This window comes from Rhodococcus sp. BS-15, assembly GCF_000813105.1.
In the GTDB taxonomy this organism is placed as follows: Bacteria; Actinomycetota; Actinomycetes; order Mycobacteriales; family Mycobacteriaceae; genus Rhodococcoides.
This window is the reverse complement of record NZ_BAOX01000360.1, coordinates 1-4,383: the sequence shown is the minus strand read 5'-3', so window position 1 is coordinate 4,383 and position 4,383 is coordinate 1. Positions and strand designations below refer to the sequence as shown.

General features: G+C 66.3%; 3 protein-coding genes and 2 pseudogenes. All 5 read right to left on the bottom strand.

The genetic code is table 11. The annotated features are described in order from the left end of the window. The coding region (locus RHBS_RS24950; RefSeq protein ID WP_145977599.1) for an MFS transporter at nucleotides 1-509 on the bottom strand (509 nt) is incomplete at its 3' end. A gap of 61 nt (nucleotides 510-570) precedes the next feature. Then, a complete protein-coding gene (gene hisB, locus RHBS_RS24945) occupies nucleotides 571-1,194 on the bottom strand; it encodes an imidazoleglycerol-phosphate dehydratase HisB (RefSeq protein WP_032394340.1) in 624 nt (207 codons plus the stop codon). Further along, nucleotides 1,191-2,320, bottom strand: a pseudogene (locus RHBS_RS24940) (histidinol-phosphate transaminase). Before RHBS_RS24940 ends, hisB begins: the two are co-directional and overlap by 4 nt. After that, the gene (gene hisD, locus RHBS_RS24935) at nucleotides 2,317-3,669 is read right to left on the bottom strand and encodes a histidinol dehydrogenase (RefSeq protein WP_121869664.1); all 1,353 of its coding nucleotides are present in this window, start codon (nucleotides 3,667-3,669) and stop codon (nucleotides 2,317-2,319) included. The pseudogene RHBS_RS24940 and the gene hisD overlap by 4 nt, the downstream one beginning before the upstream one ends. An 89-nt stretch (nucleotides 3,670-3,758) precedes the next feature. After that, a pseudogene (locus RHBS_RS24930) lies at nucleotides 3,759-4,276 on the bottom strand (DinB family protein). Nucleotides 4,277-4,383 lie beyond the last annotated feature (107 nt).

Sequence of the window (4,383 nt, the reverse complement as noted above, 5' to 3'; positions counted from 1 at the left end):
GGCGGCAACAGCGCCACGCCGATCAGGCCTGCTGCGGGAACCAGAGCACCGAGTACGAACACGGCCGTCGGACTCGCCGCGAAAATCACCAGACCCAGTGGCAGCGTGAGCATCTGAGCCAAGGCGACAGCGATCCCCTGCGCGCCCGTGGCCCGTCCGAGCAGCGCTGTCGGAGCGAGTTCGGCGACAATGGCGGCACCGGCGACCGTCAACATTCCGAAACCGGTGCCCCGCAGCGCGGACACCGCCAGCGCCGGTACGGCCTCGACGGAGACGATGAACAGCAGCGCGGGCAACCCGAGGAGCAGACACCCGGCGGCCAGAACCGCGCGGTGGCCGACTCGCCTCAGCATGCTCGGCACGAACAGCTGAGTGATCACCGTCGTGGCCATGAAGATCGCGGTGCTGGCCGCTGCCACCGCGTCCGATGCCCCCGACTGGGACACCGCGAGGGGAACCACCGGGAGCAGCAATCCCCAGCCGCCGAACGAGGCCGCGCCCATGGCCATCGCGGCCGGAAGACCACGGATGGAGCTCAGGCCACTCAACGCACGAGCGCCGATCGACCGATCACAGACTTCCCTTGGTGGACAGCACACCGGTCACGCGAGGGTCGTACTCGGTGGCCTGACGCAGTGCCCGAGCCACTGCCTTGAACTCGGCTTCGGTGATGTGATGCTGATCGCGGCCGTAGATCACCCGGACGTGCAGTGCGATCCGTGCGTTGGACGCCAACGTCTCGAACACGTGCTTGTTGATCACCGTGGAGTACGGAACGCCGGGGTAGCCGCCGATGACGGAGTGCACCATGTAGTCGGGCTCACCGGTGTGCACGCAGTACGGACGACCGGACACGTCGACGGCCGCATGCACGAGTGTCTCGTCCATCGGAATGAACGAGTCGCCGAACCGAGTGATGCCCGCCTTGTCGCCGAGGGCCTGACCGAGGGCCTGGCCGAGCACGATCGCGGTGTCCTCGACGGTGTGGTGCGCCTCGATCTCGATGTCGCCCTTCGCGCGCACCGTCAGGTCGAAACGAGCATGGGTGCCGAGCGCGGTGAGCATATGGTCGTAGAACGGAACGCCGGTGGAAATGTCCACGATTCCGGTGCCGTCGAGATTCAGCTCGACCGAGATGTCGGATTCCTTGGTGGTGCGCTCGATCTTGGCGATGCGGGGAGCGGGAGTGGTCACTTCGATGCCTCTGCTGTTTCGGTCGATGCGAGTGCTGCGCTGACGGTGAGGAATCGGTCGTTCTCGTGCGCCAGTCCAATGGTGACGCGTAGATAGCCGGGAATTCCGACGTCCCGGATGAGCACGCCGTCGTCCAGGTATCGCTGCCACGTCGCGGCCGCATCGGAGAACCGGCCGAAGAGCAGGAAGTTGGCGTCGGACGGCACCACGTCGTAACCCTGGCGGCCGAGGGCCGCTGCCACCCGATCTCGTTCGGCGGAGAGTTCGGCGACGCTCCCGAGAGTGTCCGAGGCGTGCCTCAGCGCCGCCCGCGCTGCTGCCTGCGTGACGACCGAGAGGTGATAGGGCAAGCGCACCAACAACATTGCGTCGACGACGGCCGGGGCAGCCACCAGATATCCCAACCGACCGCCGGCGAACGCGAACGCCTTGCTCATGGTTCGGCTGACCACGATCTTGCTGGGATAGCTCTCGATCAACCGATCGCGCTTGGCGCAGACGAGAATTCCGCGTAGGCCTCGTCGACCACCACGATTCCCGGTGCAGCGTCGAGGATTCGGCGCAGGTCCGCCTCGTCGATGCTGTGGCCCGTCGGATTGTTGGGGCTGGTGACGAACACGACGTCGGGTTTACGTTCTTCGATGGCACCGACGGCGTAGTCGACGTCCAGCGAGAAATCTGCCCGACGCTTCGCCGGAATCCATTCGGTCTGCGTCCCGGACGAAATGATGGGGTGCATCGAGTACGACGGCACGAAGCCCAGCGCGGTGCGATCCGGTCCCCCGAAGGCCTGCAGCAGTTGCTGCAGAATCTCGTTGGAGCCGTTGGCCGCCCACACATTGGCGATGTCGACGGCGAAGCCGGTCTGCTCGGTGAGGTACCGAGCGAGGTCGGCCCGCAGCGCGTCCGCATCACGATCCGGGTAGCGGTGCAGCTGCCCGGCCGCGAGCCGAACGGAGTCCGCAACATCGTCGATCAATGCCTGCGTCGGCGGGTGCGGATTTTCGTTGGTGTTCAACTGAACTGGCACGGTGAGCTGCGGCGCTCCGTACGGCGACTTGCCGATCAGGGCCTCGCGCAGCGGGAGGTCGTCCAGCGAGACCGACTGTCCCAACGCATCACTCATGACGCGTCACCGGTACGCAACCCCTCGAACCGCAGCCGCACCGCTTCGCCGTGGGCCGGCAGATCCTCGGCATTGGCCAGTGCAATGACGTGCGCTGCAACGTCTTTCAGCGCAGCTGCGCTGTAGTCCACCACATGGATGCCGCGCAGAAACGTCTGCACACTCAGGCCGGACGAATGCCGAGCGCATCCTGCCGTCGGCAGTACGTGGTTGGAACCGGCACAGTAGTCACCGAGGCTCACCGGCGACCACGCTCCGACGAACACCGCTCCAGCGCTGCGCACGCGGGCTGCGACGTCGGACGCGTCCTTCGTCTGGATCTCGAGGTGCTCGGCGGCGTAGGCGTTGACCACGGCCAATCCCTGCGTGACGTCGTCGACCAACACGATGCCGGACTGGCTACCGTTCAGTGCGGTGGCCACGCGCTCGGCATGCCTGGTGGACGCCATCTGTGCGTTGACAGCCTGGTCCACGGCATCGGCCAGTTCGATGCTGTCGGTGACCAACACACTGGCCGCCATGACGTCGTGTTCGGCCTGGCTGATCAGGTCTGCTGCGACGTGGAGCGGGTCCGCGGTGGCGTCGGCGAGAATCGCGATCTCGGTGGGCCCTGCCTCGGAGTCGATTCCGATGAGCGAGCGGCACAGGCGCTTGGCGGCCGTGACGTAGATGTTGCCGGGACCGGTGATCAGATCGACCGGAGCCAACTCGCCGCCGTCGGTGTCGACGCCGCCGTAGGTGAGCAGCGCGACACCTTGACCGCCGCCGACGGCCCAGACCTCGTCGACGCCGAGCAGTTGCGCCGCAGCAAGGATGGTGGGGTGGGGCAGGCCGCCGAAGTTCTTCTGCGGCGGCGACGCCACCACTAGAGACCCGACGCCTGCGATCTGCGCGGGCACCACGTTCATCACGACCGACGACGGATACACGGCGTTGCCGCCGGGCACGTACAGGCCGACGCGATCGACGGGGATCCAGCGTTCGGTCACGGTGCCGCCGGGTACCACCTGGGTGGTGTGGTCGGTTCTGCGCTGATCGGAGTGCACCAGGCGCGTACGTTCGATGGCGACCTCGAGGGCGGCCCGAACATCGGAATCGAGCTCTGCGAGGGCCTTGACCAGTTCTTCCTGCGGGACGCGAACGCGGTCCGGCCGGACGCCGTCGAACTTCTCACTGAACTCGAGCGCAGCCTCGGTGCCGCGGTCCCGGACGGCGTCGACGACGGGGCGAACCTGATGCAGCACCGAATCGACATCCACTCCGCCTCGGGGAAGTGCGCCGCGTAGTTCGGCGGTGGATGGAGTTCGTCCGCGTAGATCGACGCGGGCGAGCTCGATGCGGGCAGGCATAGTGGGCCCCTTCGTGAAGTCGGTTCGGTGCCGGGGTTCGGTCGTAACAGTGTGGTTCGAACACCCAGGATAGTTCCACCGAATTCGGCTCAGCCCCGCACGTCCCACAGATGATGGATGGGGTCGTGAATGTAGTAGCAGCCAGTGATTCGACGGAGAAGTTCGACCCGTCGCTGCGCCGACCGGTCCGATGCCGATCCTCCGGCGGTACAGCGGCGAAATCGTCGGCCAGGGTGCGCGCGGCTTCGCCGAGTTCCGATGCGACTGTCGCGGGATTCTGTGCGTTGTAGTCCTCGGCCAGCGCGGTGGCGTCCTGGTCCCAGTTCTCGAACTCGGGATCGTCCTCGGTCAACACCAACGCGAGCCGGGTGCGGAAGATGCGGTGCGCGTCGCGTACGTGCGCGGCGTACTCGAGCGCGGACCACGTCGAGTCGTCGGGGCGCACTGGCGCGTCGTTGCGCTGCAGCACCGCCTCCCAACGTTCGACGTCGGCGCGGATCAGGTCCGGTATGTCGTCGTAGTCGACGGCACTCGAGTCGAACCCGCAGTCCGGGCACGCTCGCTCGAGTACCCAGGTCCAGTTCTTGGTGTCGGGATCGATCGGCATGCCGGTCAGAATAGATCCAGGTCAGGCGTAGCGGGCAGCCAGGTTGTGCAGCGTGCTCTTTATGCCCTGCGCGTTCTTCTGCGGCATCTTGAACAGCTCGAGCACCT